This is a genomic window from Alteromonas gilva (assembly GCF_028595265.1).
GTDB lineage: Bacteria > Pseudomonadota > Gammaproteobacteria > Enterobacterales > Alteromonadaceae > Alteromonas > Alteromonas gilva.
Genome location: NZ_JAQQXP010000001.1, coordinates 518,257 through 533,941, shown reverse-complemented (window position 1 = coordinate 533,941; position 15,685 = coordinate 518,257). Strand labels below are relative to the sequence as shown.

Annotated in this window: 16 protein-coding genes; 11 read left to right on the top strand and 5 right to left on the bottom strand. The window is 48.9% G+C overall.

Going from position 1 to position 15,685, the window contains the following annotated elements; translation table 11 throughout:
- Window positions 1-10: 10 nt before the first annotated feature.
- The 3 genes from OIK42_RS02485 to rraA form a co-directional block, all read right to left on the bottom strand.
- Window positions 11-562 (bottom strand): GbsR/MarR family transcriptional regulator, encoded by a 552-nt coding sequence (locus tag OIK42_RS02485; protein ID WP_273638091.1) that lies wholly within the window; start codon window positions 560-562, stop codon window positions 11-13.
- Window positions 563-771: 209 nt separating this feature from the next.
- Complete coding sequence (locus OIK42_RS02480) at window positions 772-2,208, bottom strand: hypothetical protein (RefSeq protein ID WP_273638089.1); 1,437 nt, start codon at window positions 2,206-2,208, stop codon at window positions 772-774.
- A 378-nt stretch (window positions 2,209-2,586) separates the two neighbouring features.
- The gene (gene rraA / locus OIK42_RS02475; protein WP_273638088.1) at window positions 2,587-3,072 is read right to left on the bottom strand and encodes a ribonuclease E activity regulator RraA; all 486 of its coding nucleotides are present in this window, start codon (window positions 3,070-3,072) and stop codon (window positions 2,587-2,589) included.
- Between the two features lie 222 nt (window positions 3,073-3,294).
- Between rraA and OIK42_RS02470 the strand changes: the two genes are divergently transcribed.
- The 9 genes from OIK42_RS02470 (at window position 3,295) to OIK42_RS02430 (ending at window position 12,009) form a co-directional block, all read left to right on the top strand.
- Complete coding sequence (locus OIK42_RS02470; protein WP_273638086.1) at window positions 3,295-3,813, top strand: phosphatase PAP2 family protein; 519 nt, start codon at window positions 3,295-3,297, stop codon at window positions 3,811-3,813.
- A gap of 1 nt (window position 3,814) precedes the next feature.
- Complete coding sequence (locus OIK42_RS02465) at window positions 3,815-4,882, top strand: MJ1255/VC2487 family glycosyltransferase (RefSeq protein WP_273638084.1); 1,068 nt, start codon at window positions 3,815-3,817, stop codon at window positions 4,880-4,882.
- A gap of 47 nt (window positions 4,883-4,929) precedes the next feature.
- Window positions 4,930-5,082 (top strand): LPS translocon maturation chaperone LptM, encoded by a 153-nt coding sequence (gene lptM, locus OIK42_RS02460; protein WP_273638081.1) that lies wholly within the window; start codon window positions 4,930-4,932, stop codon window positions 5,080-5,082.
- A complete protein-coding gene (gene lysA, locus OIK42_RS02455; RefSeq protein WP_273638079.1) occupies window positions 5,082-6,332 on the top strand; it encodes a diaminopimelate decarboxylase in 1,251 nt (416 codons plus the stop codon). The genes lptM and lysA overlap by 1 nt, the downstream gene beginning before the upstream one ends.
- A 35-nt stretch (window positions 6,333-6,367) precedes the next feature.
- Window positions 6,368-7,198, top strand: a complete 831-nt coding sequence (dapF, locus tag OIK42_RS02450) for a diaminopimelate epimerase (RefSeq protein WP_273638077.1) — start codon at window positions 6,368-6,370, stop codon at window positions 7,196-7,198.
- Window positions 7,195-7,893, top strand: coding sequence for a DUF484 family protein (locus tag OIK42_RS02445; RefSeq protein ID WP_273638076.1), 699 nt, complete (start codon window positions 7,195-7,197; stop codon window positions 7,891-7,893). Before dapF ends, OIK42_RS02445 begins: the two co-directional genes overlap by 4 nt.
- Complete coding sequence (locus OIK42_RS02440; protein ID WP_273638074.1) at window positions 7,893-8,813, top strand: tyrosine recombinase XerC; 921 nt, start codon at window positions 7,893-7,895, stop codon at window positions 8,811-8,813. The genes OIK42_RS02445 and OIK42_RS02440 overlap by 1 nt, the downstream gene beginning before the upstream one ends.
- 28 nt (window positions 8,814-8,841) lie before the next feature.
- A complete protein-coding gene (locus OIK42_RS02435) occupies window positions 8,842-9,558 on the top strand; it encodes an HAD-IA family hydrolase (protein WP_273638072.1) in 717 nt (238 codons plus the stop codon).
- 231 nt (window positions 9,559-9,789) lie between these two features.
- Window positions 9,790-12,009, top strand: a complete 2,220-nt coding sequence (locus OIK42_RS02430) for an endo-1,4-beta-xylanase (protein ID WP_273638071.1) — start codon at window positions 9,790-9,792, stop codon at window positions 12,007-12,009.
- 145 nt (window positions 12,010-12,154) lie between these two features.
- On the opposite strand, the gene OIK42_RS02425 is transcribed toward OIK42_RS02430, so the two are convergent.
- Window positions 12,155-13,156, bottom strand: coding sequence for a hypothetical protein (locus tag OIK42_RS02425; RefSeq protein ID WP_273638069.1), 1,002 nt, complete (start codon window positions 13,154-13,156; stop codon window positions 12,155-12,157).
- Window positions 13,157-13,608: 452 nt separating this feature from the next.
- On the opposite strand from OIK42_RS02425, the gene OIK42_RS02420 reads away from it, so the two are divergent.
- Together OIK42_RS02420 and OIK42_RS02415 are read left to right on the top strand one after the other, a co-directional pair.
- Window positions 13,609-14,409, top strand: a complete 801-nt coding sequence (locus OIK42_RS02420; protein WP_273638067.1) for a phytanoyl-CoA dioxygenase family protein — start codon at window positions 13,609-13,611, stop codon at window positions 14,407-14,409.
- 69 nt (window positions 14,410-14,478) lie between these two features.
- Window positions 14,479-15,123, top strand: coding sequence for an MBL fold metallo-hydrolase (locus OIK42_RS02415; RefSeq protein WP_273641376.1), 645 nt, complete (start codon window positions 14,479-14,481; stop codon window positions 15,121-15,123).
- A 239-nt stretch (window positions 15,124-15,362) separates the two neighbouring features.
- Here the strand turns inward: OIK42_RS02415 and OIK42_RS02410 are convergent, their stop codons facing one another.
- The gene (locus tag OIK42_RS02410; RefSeq protein ID WP_273638065.1) at window positions 15,363-15,551 is read right to left on the bottom strand and encodes a hypothetical protein; all 189 of its coding nucleotides are present in this window, start codon (window positions 15,549-15,551) and stop codon (window positions 15,363-15,365) included.
- Window positions 15,552-15,685: the final 134 nt, after the last annotated feature.

The following is a 15,685-nucleotide window of genomic DNA, read 5'->3' as shown; positions in this document are numbered from 1 at the left end:
AAGCTCCTGATTACTTTGATTTTGCAGGAAGAAGTTTGTCTTTGAACTCTAGAATACGCCCCACACCGGAGCCGAGTTTCATTAACGTATCAAGTTTTTCCGGGCCCAGGTTCTGCAACTCCTGAGACCAGGCCGTGACGGACTCCAACAGATCATGAATTTCGTTCAGACGCGCCTGTACATTTACGTCCTGATCACCGGTTGGTGAGTCCATCATTAAATCCCGCAGCAGCGACATGGTGGGGTCAATTTCACGCTTACGGCGCTCTTCAAATACCCGGTTTGCGAGTACCCAAATTGATCCCGCTGGTACAAAAAACTCTTTGCGTTCGCCGGGTATATGATGCTGCTTAACTAACTGCCAGGCTTGCAACTCTTTTAACCCCATACTGGTATTGCCTCTGGAAATACTCAGCGCATCGGCAATTTCTTGTGCCGATAACGGCTCTTCATGCAATACGATTAATGCAAGCATTTGGCCAACCGTGCGATTAAAGCCCCAGCGACTGCCCATTTCACCAAAGTGAATAACGGCGGAGGTAACAAGCGGTGACATTTTCATTGTGCAAAATTCTAAAGTTTCAGTAATTTCTGAAAGTTTAGATCGAAACATGATTCAGATCAATACAAATGATGTCTGTGTCTTGACATAATCAACACAACAGGTCCGTCAGGCTGCGCTTTCCCTATGGTTCAGCGCGGGCGTTAAACTTGTATAATGCCGGCAGACGGGAGGCTTAGTGAGAGATGGAACAACGAGGATTGGCGTAATTAACGCGATTTATTCCACAGGTTCTGGTTTTTCTTAAATGAAAAATAATCAGCAGGCTCCCAGTGACTGGGGATCAAGTCATCGACAGCATCCGGGGAAAAGTTGCCAGACAACAAACTCATAATTTCCATCAGGCGCTCACGACCGATGCGCATAAGCTTTTTGCGGTTAGCCGGAAAAAACAAATTACTGGATTTTTTAACCACCTCATCAGAGCCCGAGCTAATATACGTGAGGTTTCTGGTCACGGGTCGGCAAACAGGCTCTGCCGGATGAGAAGGGTTCAACCGTGTAACAATTGCACACTCATAACGATCCCTGTCGATGCCCCGCTCATCGCGAGGAATGTATGTCACACCAAAACCAAGTGGAAAATAACCGACAATTTGCACAAATGCCTTGGCTAACTCGACATTAATCGCTCCTTTCTTCGCCAGTTGCTCAATCAGGATATAGCCTTTGGGCAGGTTCTTTTTGGTAAAATCAGGCTTGGTTGACAAGATAATCGACGTGTAAACCTGCGGGATTTTGAGGATTTCTCCCACGCCCTTCTTCGACAGGTATGCATCTTTCATTAGCGCGAGCATAAATTCGTTGATGGCAGTATGCCGATGAATGAATTGCGTTCTCTCCGCCTTATCATTACCAACATAGCCCGGCACGCCTAAGCCATTTTTAAGGTAATCCATGGTGCCGGTAAAGTTAATTTTTATCAGTTGCGTACGGGTCGCATCATCCAGGACCCGAAACTCATTTAAGTCATTATCCGGACCAACTAAAATCGATTCGGCCTCGGGGGATTGAAGGCCAATATCCTGCAGTAAAGCACAACAGATCATCGGAATCGCCACTTCCACCTGCCACTTTTCCTGCCATTCTTTATTGCCTTTAAAGCGCAACAGCGCGTCTTTTACATCGCGTAAATAAGCATGATCAGACAAATCATTAGCCAGGATTTTGTCGGTTAGCCGCAGCACAAGCACAGCTTTATAAAGGGGCTTTAAACGCTGATGGAGTTTAGCGAAATTTCGCTCTGGCCCACGCGTGATGAGCATTAAGGTGCCGAGAAATTTAGAACTGAGTAACTGTGTCTCATCGAAACTGTCAGCTTCACATAAACTGATAATTTTTTGCGCCACCGTAACCAGGCGGTCGATGCGCGCCTGGCGCTCGTTGTCATATTCGGCTTTGGCGAGCTTTATCTGCCTTTTTAACGCATCTTCTCCACCGGATGCCTTTTTCTTTTTGGGCTTTGCCGCGTTCTTTAGTTGCTCCTGCAATTGGGCAATTTGAGCACGCTGAGTTCCCGCCGTTGAAAAGTAAGTTTTAGCATCGCCGTAAACAGACGCTATCTGGTTATTTTTAGGGTAGACATCTTCAATGAGTTGTTTGACTTGTACGGTATAGTTATTGTCGGGAAGTTCAATCTTACTCACTGTGTACCTTTGTCTTCTGTTTGCGGCTTCTAAAGTGCGCTCAACGAATTTGACGCACATGTGTCCAGCGTATGTTGTACCATAATTGCACGTAGCGTTGAGTATTTCTTTTTATACCAACCCGTTGTGGCCTGTGCTCAGGGTCAACCCAGCATTGTGAAAATCACGTTTACACTGTTCGCAGAAGATACAGACCACTGCGCTAAACACTATAGTGTAGCAGATAGATAGTACCGCGGATTTTACCAGTTACCTTGATGTGCTGCCATCGTTTGACGCTTTCACGCTCTGCGCGGTGCGCCTTGCTGTGGGGGGTAACAAAAAAAGCCAGATTAATCACAATCTGGCTTTTCAGAAGATGGAGCGCTGTCGACCGGATTAATCGAGATCTAAAGGCTCGGCAGACAAAATAACGCCGGTGCTGTCAGCATACAGGTGATCCTCGGGTAAAAAGGTCACACCGCCAAAGTTAACCGGTACATCGATATCACCAATCCCTTTACTGTCGGCGTTTACCGGTATGGCGTTAACAGCTAAAATACCAAGATCGAAATCTGACAGACTGTCGACTTCGCGCACGCAGCCATAACACACTATGCCTTCCCAGTTATTCTCTACTGCCAGTTGCGCTGATTCCACGTCAAATAGTGCGCGGCGCAATGAACCGCCACCATCGATCAACAACACCTTGCCCTCACCGGGTTCAGTGAGTATACGGTCGATTAATTCCCGATCCTCAAAACACTTCACAGTGGTGACTTCACCACCAAAAGAATAACGGCCCCCATAACTGGTGAAAATGGGTTCGACCACATCCACGTTATCGGCAAATAAATCACATAACTCAGAAGTGTTATAGTCCATGATGGTAGTACCTTACTGGTCAACAAGCTTATCGCGCATAAGCATAGCACTCTACACCTAATAACACCTAGCATCAGTTGTGATAATCGCTGATTAATCGACGTATCACTGGTATTAGCAAAAACGAAAGCTGAAATTGTCACAAACCTTTCGTAAAACTGTAACCTTGATTTCATGCGCGCTTTTTAATCTGTCAGTGTCGATTAAAAGGAGTCGCGTCCGATGAGCCTCAAAAGCGTAACAAAATACGATACTGTGATTTTTCACTGGCTGTATGATTTAACCAGACACCGTGATTGTCGCGCCATTGTCTGGCTGTCGAAAACCGGCGATGGCTACCTGTATTTTTTCATTGGTTTACTGCTTATGGCATTCGAGCCGGAGCACGGTGAAATATTCTTGTATACTGCGCTCATGGCCTACGGGCTGGAACTCCCTATTTATGTGGTGCTCAAAAAAGCCTTTAAACGCACCCGACCGTGTGACTTTTTTAATAACTTCCAGGCTCATGTCACGCCCTCTGATAAATTCAGCCTGCCCTCAGGACACACTGCAGCCGCATGGTTAATGGCGACCATCATCGCATTTTATTATCCCTCGTTTGCATTCGTTGCATATACCTGGGCCACACTCATTGGCCTGTCACGGATATTACTGGGCGTGCACTACCCGACTGACGTGATAGCCGGCGTATTGCTTGGCATCACCATCGCGCAGTTAAGTCTGACTCTGCTGGTTTAATATGAAAATACTGTATGGCGTGCAGGGCACTGGCAACGGACACATTGCCAGAGCCCGTATTATGGCCACCGCCATGGCCAAGCGTAATGACATCGAGGTGGACTTTGTATTTTCCGGGCGCGCCCCCGATGCTTACTTCGATATGGAATGCTTCGGAGACTACCGCACCTTCAACGGCCTGACCTTCCAAACCCATAAAGGGCAGGTTAGCCAGTGGCAGACCGTAAAACAAGCCAAACCGCTGCAACTTTTGCGCGATATCCATCAGCTCGATGTCTCAGGGTACGACCTGTTGCTCAATGACTTTGAACCGGTCACCGCCTGGGCTGCGCGCCGCCGTGGGCTGCCATCTATTTCGGTGAGTCATCAGGCCGCCTTTACCTATGATGTGCCACGCCATGACGAACAGCTCAGCGACAAATTGATTATGCGCTGCTTTGCCCCCACCGATGTGCAGCTCGGCGTGCACTGGTTTCACTTTGATCAGCCTATTGTGCCGCCTTTTATTAACGACAAACCAGCCAGCGAGCCAACCAACAGCCATGTTTTGGTCTATTTACCCTTTGAAGACATCGACGAAGTCAGGGAGATGCTCGAGCCGTTAACCGAACAAAAATTTGTCTGTTTTCACCCCAGGGTGACCACCGAGCATAAACAGGGCCATATCAGTTGGTTTCGACCGTCAAAGCCCGGCTTTCGCAGTGCACTTCAGCACTGCTCTGGCGTAATCAGCAACGGCGGCTTTGAGCTGGCCAGCGAATCCTTACAGTTAAAGAAAAAGCTACTGGTTAAACCGCTACGCGGCCAATTTGAACAAATATCGAACTTAAAAACCCTGATGACGCTGGGGTTATGCCTGCCGCTCTATCAACTCGACACCGATACCGTAGAAGACTGGCTGAGTGAGCCTGCCAGTGAGGGGCTGGAATTTCCCGACGACCCTACGCCAATGCTTGACTGGATAATCGCCGGCAATTGGTCTGACACCCAACCACTGTGCGATGCATTATGGAAACAGGTTAAATTTGGCCCAAAAACCCGCGAACGATTGATGTCACTTGCATTTTAATTTCGCTCTGCGATGATATCGGCACTTTTTGTATTGGGAGAGGGTGTGTGGCTAAGCGTATTGCAATAGTGCTGTTGTTATTATCAAGTGTGTCAGCCTGTGGCTACCGGGGAGCGTTATACCTGCCGGAGACACCACCAGCAAGCGATAGCAAGCCAGACGAAAACCCGTCTTCCGAACCATCCGGAGATTCTCGCTAGTGGATTACTTCAGTTACAAACACCATACGCTGCATGCTGAAGATGTAAATGTAAACGACCTTGCCAACCAATATGGTACGCCACTTTACGTGTATTCACGCGCTACATTAGAGCGCCATTGGCACGCCTTTAACGATGCCTTAGCTGACCACCCACACCTTATTTGTTACGCCGTAAAAGCCAATTCGAATATCGGCGTGTTAAGCGTTCTGGCTAAATTAGGCTCTGGTTTCGATATTGTCTCTGGCGGTGAACTGGCCAGAGTTATCGAAGCCGGCGGCGATATGAGTAAAGTGGTTTTCTCCGGCGTGGGTAAAACGCCTGAAGAAATCGAGTTTGCGCTAAATCAGAATATTCATTGCTTTAATGTTGAGTCTGAGCCCGAACTGGAACGTATTAACGACGTTGCTGGCAGGTTAGGTAAAGTTGCGCCCATCTCGCTGCGCATTAACCCGGATGTTGATGCCAAAACCCATCCGTATATTTCCACCGGCTTAAAAGCCAACAAATTTGGTATTGCCCGTGAGCGTGCTATTGAGGTGTATACCCTGGCGCATAGCCTGCCCAATCTGAACGTCATTGGCATGGATTGTCATATTGGCTCACAACTTACCGACACCGGGCCATTTGTTGATGCGCTTGATCGCCTGTTAGCCCTGGTAGATGAGCTGGCCGGTAAAGGCATTGAAATTAGTCATCTTGACGTGGGCGGCGGTCTTGGCGTTACCTATAAAGACGAAACGCCACCTCACCCCCGTGAATATGCCCAGGCTATCGCCGCCAAAATGAAAGGTCGCGAGCATCTGACGTTAATAATGGAGCCGGGCCGGGCAATCGCGGCCAACGCCGGTATCATGTTAACCAAAGTTGAGTTTGTAAAATCCGGCGAAGAAAAGAACTTTGCCATTGTCGATGCCGCCATGAACGACTTGATCCGCCCCTCTTTGTACTCAGCCTGGCAGGCCATTATTCCGGTAACCGAGCACCCTGACCGCGAAACCCACACTTATGACGTGGTAGGACCAATTTGCGAAACCGGTGATTTTATTGGTAAAGACCGCGAATTAGCGATCGCCAGCGGCGACCTCCTGGCAGTGCGAAGCGCCGGTGCTTATGGCTTTGTGATGGCATCTAACTACAACACCCGCTGCCGCCCGGCAGAAATTATGGTCGACAAAAATACCGTGCACGTAGTGCGAGAACGAGAAATTCTAAAAGATCTCTGGAAAGGAGAGCATAAACTTACGTAAACTAGGGGCATTCTAATAAATATTGTTGCGCATCAATGCAGGTAAACTTTTCTAAAATGCAGGGTCTTGGCAATGACTTTATGGTTGTTGATAACGTGACCCAGAATGTCTTTTTCTCGCCAGAGAAAATACAAAAGCTTGCCGACCGTAACTTTGGTATCGGGTTCGATCAGCTGTTAATGGTCGAACCGCCTTACGATCCTGATCAGGATTTTCATTATCGCATTTTTAATGCCGACGGCTCAGAAGTGGCTCAGTGTGGCAATGGTGCCCGGTGTTTTGCCCGTTTCGTCAAGCTAAAAGGGTTAATTAACCGCCATAAAATTTTAGTCAGCACCAAAGCCGGTAAAATGATTCTGTATCTTGAAAAAGATGGCCTGGTGACGGTCAACATGGGCGTACCCAACTTTACGCCGGCAGAGATCCCCCTGCGTGCCAATAAAGAAGAAAAAACCTATTTAATACGCGCCGATGACAACACGTTTTTTTGTGGCGCGGTGTCGATGGGTAATCCTCACTGCGTACTGGAAGTCGACGACGTGGACACTGCCGACGTTGCCACCACAGGCCCGCTGCTGGAGAGCCATGAACGCTTTCCTGAAGGGGTGAATGTCGGTTTTATGCAAATCCTCGCCAGCGACCATATTCGCCTGCGGGTCTTTGAACGTGGCGCAGGTGAAACACTGGCGTGTGGCAGCGGCGCGTGCGCAGCGGTTGCAATAGGCCAAATACAAGGTAAATTAGGTAAGGACGTTCGGGTAGATTTGCCCGGCGGTCGATTACGGATCCGCTGGCAGGGGCAGGGTAGCCCTCTAAAAATGACCGGATCGGCAGAGCATGTATACGATGGAACCATAAATATATGAATGATGTATCAGGTCACGGCAACACCTCACTGCAGTTTAGTACCGACTTTCCCGAGGTGGGTGATGTCACCGCTGAGCAAGTTGGTCAGTTTTTAGTAGAAAACCCTGATTTTTTCATTCAACACCCGAGTATACTGCAAAGCCTGCAAATTCCTCACGCGCAAAAAGGCAGCGTGTCACTGGTTGAGCTACAAAGTGAACAAATGCGTAAAAAAGTACGCCTGCTAAACTACAAACTCAGCCAGCTTATCAGCATTGCCAAGCAAAACGAAAAAATCTACCGCGCCTATGCCGAACTCAATCTCCGCCTGCTCAAATGTAAGGATATCAGTGACATACTGTTACTACTGCAGGAAACCCTGCAGGAAGAGCTCAGCCTGGCCTCGGTGGAATTAAAAATGTTTAAAGGCGCCAATGCGTTGCCCGAGCTACAAAAACGCTTGTTCATGGAAAAGCGCTTTAAACAAACGCCCTACTTTTTTGGCCGCTTAAGTCAACACGAAAAACAGCTGATGTTTGGCGATCAAACGGCTGAATCAACCGCCCTTATATTGCTTGGCGACAATAACGATTTAGGTATACTTGCGGTAGGTAGCCACAGCGCCGATCACTTTACACCCGACATGGACACCTTGCTGCTCAATCAGCTGCGCGAAGTGTTAAATGTGGTGCTGCCAGAGAAACTGCGCTACTGATGAGCGCCACCGCCGCAGCTGAATTGCCACCACTGGCACCGCAGTGCGAGCGCTGGCTGAATAAGTTTTCTGATCACCTTCGTTATGAACGGGGCCTGTCAGACCATACCATTAAGAATTATCAGCGCCAACTCACGCAGATTGCACTCAACCTTGAACTGAATCGCTGGGACGAGCTTACCCAATCCAGCGTTAAGCGCGCTATGGCAATCGCCCGTAAACAGCACATGAAGGCACGCAGCATTGCATTGCGACTGTCAGCACTGCGCACGTTCTGCCAGTATTTAATCACCAACAATGTGCTCAGTAGCGATCCGGTTGAAGGCGTTCAGGCCCCTAAGGCCGATAAACCCCTGCCCAAACAAATGTCAGTGGAAGCCATGTCAGCCCTGCTTGATGAGACCGACGACGAAGAAATTGTGATACGTGATCAGGCCATGTTTGAACTCATGTACGGCTGTGGTTTGCGGTTAAATGAGTTAACCAGCCTCGACGTTTTTAACATTACCAACGATCGCCAAATACGGGTAACCGGTAAAGGCAATAAACAGCGCATGCTGCCCATTGGTCGCAAGGCACACGCGGCACTGCAGCGCTGGCTGACCGTGCGTAGCAATTGGGGAGCCACTACTGAGCCGGCGTTATTTATCAGTAAACGTAAAAGGCGCATTTCTAACCGCCAGGTTGCCAACCGCCTCGACGCAATGGCACTGCGTCAAAGCCTGGGTCAGCGGGTAAATCCGCACAAGCTGCGCCACTCCTTTGCCACCCATGTACTTGAATCAAGCAGCGATTTACGCGCCGTTCAGGAACTACTTGGGCATGCAAATTTATCGACCACTCAGGTCTACACTCATCTGGATTTTCAACATTTAGCTAAGGTATATGATACCGCTCACCCCCGCGCCCGTAAGAAGTAGACCACGTTAATCATCAGGAATCTTTGCAATGCAGTGTTACCGCCCGGTACAGCCGGTAAAAGCCATGACCTTCGATCTCGACGATACCCTTTACGATAACGGCCCCGTCATTGCCAGCGCAACGGCGAGCTTGAATGACGACATCGCCAGACTGTACCCGGCTACCGCCGCCTTACCGGCAACACAGTGGACGACCATTAAACGGGATCTGATAAAAGCTAATCCCGGACTTGCCTCTGATATGGGGCGTTTGCGTTACGAGAGTCTTTATGCCGCACTGGCGGTCGAAAAGCTCGCCGACGAGCAACGTAAAGCCGCTGCGCAATCATTATTTGATGCGTTTTACGATGCCCGCAGTAATTTCAGTGTCGACAACGGTATAAAGCAGGTGCTGGCAACGCTGGCCGAAAAAATGCCTTTAATCGCCATTACCAACGGCAATGTGGACACGGTTAAAACCGGTTTAAGCGAATACTTTACGGCTAGCTTGCATGCCAGCGTCGGCCGTCCAAGCAAACCCCACCGTCATATGTTTGATGAGGCAGTGGCAATGCTAAAGCTGCCGCCTGAGAATGTGCTTCATGTGGGTGATAACCTCGAAAAAGACATACTCGGCGCCCACCGTGCGGGTTTGCAAAGCGCCTGGTATGCCGCAAACCGCCCTATGAATTTACAGCGCGAACCGGTCAGCGTGTTACCCACTGTGCAGCTTGCAAACCTTCACGAACTTACCTGGTTTATTTAGCGTACTAGCGCCGATAATACGCTTACCGGTTAAAATCTGATTAATGCACCCAGGTAAATCACGTGTCGACATCAGTACACTTAAAGCGGGCTAAATTCGCTGACAACGCTTTGGTTCAATTCACATATCAAATAGTTATAAACATAACGCCATTTTCATTTTTGAGTATTGCATCCAACACCTGGCAATGACAGATTAATATTTTTACAGTTTGTTAACAAGGCGGTAACGATGTATAGGTCCGGTAGACGGCTGACAATAGTTTCTTTGATTGCGCTATTGAGCGCCTGTGGTGGTGGAGGCGGAGGCGAAAGTTCTCCAACGCCGCCACCAGCCAATAACCCGCCACCGGCAAATACCGCTCCGGTTGCCGATGCGGGTGCAGATCAGAGCGTTGATGAACTCACCCTGGTGACGCTATCAGGCTCAGGTACAGACAGTGACGGCAGCATTAGCAGTTACGCCTGGTCACAAACCGCAGGTACAACAGTCACCCTGAACGATGCCGACACGCAGTCAGCCAGCTTTAATGCGCCGGATGTGTCAGCAGATGAAGTGCTGACGTTTCAACTAACCGTTACCGATGACGATGGCGATACCGGTACAGATGTCGTAGATATTACAGTCATAGATATCACGCCTACTCCACCACCACCGACAGAGCCACCACAAAATATGCAAGTCCCCGAAGGCGGCATACTGATCATTCCGGATGATGCAGAAAGCTCAGCCGCTTTTTGGGCGGGCAGCGGCAGTGAACCTGTTGGCACCATGACGGTGGTAGATGTTGACCATGAGCAGTTCAGTAAAGCGTTAGAACTTGATATTACCAACCCAAGCGGCACCAGCTGGAACGGACAAGCGCAAGTTTTCACCAACGCGGGTGTGCAAAATGGCGATGTCGTATTATTGCACTTTTACTTCCGTTCACTTTCCAGCCAGTATGAAACAGGCACCGGTTTTACCACTGCCGTACTGGAAGGCCCTTCTCCTGATTTCGTCCAGTTTGTAAACCGCCGTGTTGATAGTGCCAGTGAATGGGTGGAGTATTTTATTCCTGCTGAAATCACCCAGGACTTTGATGTCGGTGAACTGGCCATTAAATTTGGCCTGGGTGCGGGAGACCGCCCACAGTCATATCAAATTGGTGGTATTGAGCTGTATAACTATCAAACTAATAAGTCGCTGGAAGATTTGCCGGTCACTTCCCCTACCTATGCGGGTCGGGCCCCTGATGCTGCCTGGCGAGCAGAAGCCCAGCAACGTATTGAAACCCATCGCAAAGGCGACTTTACGCTAACGCTGCAAGATGCCAATGGCAATAACATCCCAGCCACGGACATTAACGTTACCCTGACCAAACATGCTTATCACTTTGGTTCTGCTATTGTTTCCAGCCGACTGATTGGCACCGATGAAGATAGCCTGACGTACCAGCAAAAAGTACTAGAACTGTTTAATCAGGCCGGTCCTGAAAACGATTTAAAATGGGCGCCCTGGATTGGTGAGTGGGGAGAGGCTTTCTCGCAACAAACCACCCTGGCCGGCTTACAATGGTTGAAGGACCATGACATTTATGCCCGGGGACATGTACTGGTATGGCCGTCTAAACGTAATTTGCCCAACATGATGCAGCAATACTTACCAGACAACACCGACGAAGCCGATCCCCAGGCACTGGTTGAGGTTGAGAATCACATTGACGATATTACCCTGGCAACCGCTGATTTGCTGTCTGAGTGGGATGTCCTTAACGAGCCTTTTGATAATCATTACCTCATGGATGCCTTTGGCGATGAAATTATGGTTGATTGGTTTGAGCAAGCCCGCGAGAACCTGCCCGACCATAAGCTCTATATTAATGACTACAGCATACTGTCGTCTGCCGGTCTGGATGTGGCGCATCAACAGCATTACCAGGATACCATTGCGTATCTGCTTGAGCAGGGCGCGCCGCTGGACGGCATTGGTTTTCAAAGTCACTTTAGCGATATCTTAACGGACATCCCCTCGGTGTACGCTATTTTAGAACGTTTTCATCAGACGTTCCCTGATGCGGTATTCCGTTCAACTGAGTTTGATATCAGAACAAACGACGAACAGTTGCAGGCTGATTACACCCGCGATTTTATGACGCTTTTCTTTAGTCACCCTGCCACAGTGGGGATCCAGCTTTGGGGTTTCTGGGCACAGCAACACTGGTTCCCGGAAGCGGCGATGTATGATGAAGACTGGCGTGAAAAACCCAATGCCCTGGTTTGGAAAGACCTGCTATTTAATCAATGGCACAGTGAATTTGACGGCCAGACCGATGCCAACGGGCAATTCAGCGAACGTGGCTTTTACGGGCAATACAGCGTGAGTTTCACCCATGAAGGCAGTGATCACACGCTCACCTTTACACTTGAGCAAGGTGGAGATAATCAGATTGTGTTAAAACTCCCCGAATAGAGGTCAGGTTACTCAACAGGTTTGGCGCGGCCACAGCGAGTTAACTTAATGCTCCATCGCGCCTAATCCGTTAACAACTCTTGTAAAACGCATACAGACGAGCCTGAGCTCGTCTGTTTTATTGCGAGTTTGATGCGCACTTACGCTAAATTTTAACCACAGGCAGCTTCATTTGAACAGGCTGTGGAATTAACTGCAGCACGCGCTTACGGCAGCCATGCCAAAAGGCTGACAACAGCAACAGCGATGAGCCGATGCACAGACCGGTAAGGGCAAAGCCATAGGTCACCATGCCATAACTTTCCATCAGTGACGAAAAGGTATAAATCACATACACCAGCGCTGACACCATAATTGCACGGCGGTCTACAGCAAGCGAAATAAGCGCTAACAAAATATACAGTCCCAGCACCACCAGCGAGATCAATACGCCGCCGTTCCCATCGAGCACGCCCAGGTTATTAAACACCGGATGTACAATCATTGGCGCAGCAATCAGGTGCAACCAGAATGCAACGTCAGACGCGCGGGTTTGCCTGACCGTATCTTTACTATCCCAGTACATTGCCAAACCAAAAATAAGCAAGCCAAATAACAATACAAGGTTATCAATAAAGGTTAACAGGGGTGGAAACAGGTAAACAATGCTGGCTGCAATACCTGCACTTAAGGTTGCGGCGCCAGCAGCCACTGTGATCGGTACCCGAAAACGAGCCCAATGGCCTACAGCACCCAAAGTGGTTAACAACCCTGCCGCGATGAATGCATTGGCGTTAATATCCGGTTGCATAAACAAAAATGGTGTGGCGAATAAACCGCCCAGAAAGGATAACAACAAGGCAATCGCCGGGAGCGCCATGCGTCGACGGTTAACAAAATATTCGGCCAGGCCCCAGGAGCCAGCGGCCACTGCAAGTCCCGCCATGGGCGCGCTTAACGAATAGCCCAACCAGGCCAGTGATGCCAACAGTAGCGTACTGGCTATCACCACAAATATATCGTTAAAGCCATTGATCAATCGAAAGTTTTCTTCATCCACTGACTGACTTTTACGTACTTCATTAATGTGCTGGCGAAAATGATGCACGGCTTCGGCGGTAAATATATTGCGCTGGACCGCTGTGTTGAGATCTTCATCTGAGTACATGGCTAATTCCTGTAAGCTGGTTGCACGGTGAGTGTGTAAATACCTTTGCCAAAAATTTGCAAATATGAGGCCAAATAAAAACTTTATTTTTATCAACAGCTTGATGAGCATCGATTTATAATTTAGTGATTTTGACTAACTTAGCGAAACAATTTGGTTATAAATTGGCAGATTAGCCTACTGTGAATAACCCATCATCGAACCTGTGACTCGTAAAACAGAACAACTCAATCACGCCCGAACCGGCTAAGCTTAAGCCAAGCGGATGTTTAATGACTCAGGAAAGCCTTAAAAACTGCTTTGAATAATCTGGTTGGCTGGTCATGCCCGATAACGCTTCGCTTTTCATATTGAGATTGCCATTCTGAAATCCGGCAGGCAAGTTGGCGCAGCTGCGCTATACTTATAGTCGTAGCCACTTTTTTTTGAGCAACAAAATAAGGGATACAGACATGCAGTCCCGCCCACCGTTTTTAGACAGTCTATCTCCCCATCATGGCAAGGTTCTGACTAATCTCATCGACAGCAACACACGCGAAAAACTGGCCAAAAAGTTATCGGCTATGCCTGGCGGTGATACCTGGTACGCCGATATTTACAGCAAAGCAATTTATGGCCCGATGCTTTATCGCGACAACGCCTTTGATATAACCAATATCATTGCAAAAGTGTTGCCTGAGTACCAAATTCTGGCCGATCTTTATCTGGAGAAAGCCGCCAGCGATCAGGGCTTTCCCTTTCACACTGATTTCGACTCCATTGGATTTATGGAACGTCCGGAAGAAATGTTAACCGTATGGATACCACTGGTACCGGTGAATACAGAAGGCTCAGGGCAACTTTCTGTTGTGATGGCGGAAGGCGCGGTACGATTATCGCTCATTCGTGAGGCGCATCAACTACATAGCCTGCTGCGCGTGGTTGATTCGTCGATTCCTGCCCATGCACCGTTTGAACTAAGCTGGGAGGAACAGCGTTATTTAGAAAGCAGCAAATTTACCCCGTCACTGGATGCCGGCGATGCGCTGTTATTTTGCAATGCTTTTTTTCATAAGTCGGAGCCTGTAGTGTCACAAACCCGCTCGGTGTATATTTTGCGTCTGGTCCCCAAAGACGCTAAATTCAATCGTGCGCGGCTACTGGCATTGCGCAAGCTCGGGCAAAACCTTGAGGTCGTTAATGCCTTGCTGAGTAAACACTTTCCGGACGCGCTGTCAGGCGCCGCAACGGATCCCACTGCGTCCGGCGACTAAGCTATGCACAGTTGGGTTGGGCCGGTATTTGTTGTTAAACTAAGGCTAAACCCGCAACTGAGAATGCCTGTGAAGATTATTGTTATTCCGGTGACCCCCTTTGCCCAAAACTGCTCGCTCATTTGGGATCCCGCCACCATGAAAGGCGCACTGGTTGATCCCGGTGGCGATGCCGACAAACTGCACGCCGCGGTCCGGCAACACAACGTAGATATCGAAAAAGTTATTTTAACCCATGGTCACCTCGATCATGTTGGTGCCACAGTTGAAGTTGCGGCACATTATAATGTGCCGGTCATTGGCCCTCATATTGGCGACAAATTCTGGCTCGACGCATTAATGCAACAAAGTCAGATGTTTGGCTTTCCGCCCGCCAAGCCATTTAGCCCGGATCAGTGGTTAACCGAAGACGACACCATCACGATGGGTAATTTGACGCTGGAAATATTGCATTGTCCGGGGCATACGCCGGGACATGTTGCATTGGTTGAGCGTACCAGTGACACGGTCATTGCAGGGGATATTATTTTTGCCGGTTCAATTGGCCGCACAGACTTTCCTCAGGGCAACCAGCAGCAATTGGTAAACTCCATTCGTGAAAAATTATTTACCCTGCCGGCATCGATGACCATTTACCCCGGACATGGCCCTACCACCAGTATTGGCCAGGAAAGGCAGTCGAATCCTTTTGTTGCCGATACCAAATTCGGCTGACTTCTTTTAGTCGAGCAAAAAAACGGCCGCGCGGGGCGGCCGGTGTAACAACGCATAGCCGAGGGCATACGGTTTATGCGTGGCCGGATGGTGGGTCGCCATCCTATACGAGGAAACACTGTTCGTTAACCCTGGGGGTTATTGCATTCATCGACACCGCTGCGTAATACGCGCCATTTAAAAAACGGCGTCTAACTCACCCAGTTCATGGTATCGCGCGTTGCCTCAACACTCCCCCACTAACCGGCGTTTTCAGCTGTTACCTGGTTCCGGTAGTCGAGAAAATCAGTCACCTGACTGGTTGAGTAAATATTTCCCAAAAACTTATCTTCGTCTGCGGCAATCGGCTCAGCATCTACAGTCAATGAACAACATGAGCAGGCAATAACAATAGCGTTAGCCAGATTGGTTCGAAGAGACAATGACATTAAAAACGGACCGGCAGTACAACATAGTTTGTTAACTTTAGCGGCAGTTTGAGGAGGGTTCGATTATTTTTATGAGCGATGAAGTTATCTTTTTTAACTAATATTTAACGCTAATGTTACGCAACCCAGCCAGC